Origin of the sequence: Pseudomonas persica (assembly GCF_900291015.1) — a bacterium.
Lineage (GTDB): Bacteria > Pseudomonadota > Gammaproteobacteria > Pseudomonadales > Pseudomonadaceae > Aquipseudomonas.
In genome coordinates this window covers 1-271 of the sequence record NZ_OLKL01000152.1, presented here as the reverse complement: position 1 = coordinate 271, position 271 = coordinate 1, and the positions used below count along the sequence as shown (strand labels likewise).

The window sequence follows — 271 nt, the reverse complement described above, 5'->3', positions numbered from 1 at the left end:
GCCTGAGGTCATCCTCCTGGACCGACATGGTCGACGGGGGGAGGGGCATCACATCGACCGGATCTGATGAGACAGCAGATCTCCGGGAACTCGCCGGGGTGCTGGCCTGCTGCCCGCTCCCTGTAGTCACAAAGTCGATCTCGCTCTTCACGTACTGGAGGTCAACCCAGAGTGGGTATGCGGCGAAGAGGTCCGGCTCTCCGGCGGCAACACGGGAGACGTACGCCTCGTAATCGTGTTCAAGTGACTTTAAAGCCGCCCATCCTTTCTC

General features: G+C 60.9%; 1 protein-coding gene. It reads right to left on the bottom strand.

The genetic code is table 11. The features are described 5' to 3' along the window. Positions 1-271 (bottom strand): hypothetical protein (locus tag FQ664_RS27555; RefSeq protein WP_218570428.1); only part of this gene is annotated, 271 nt, incomplete at both ends.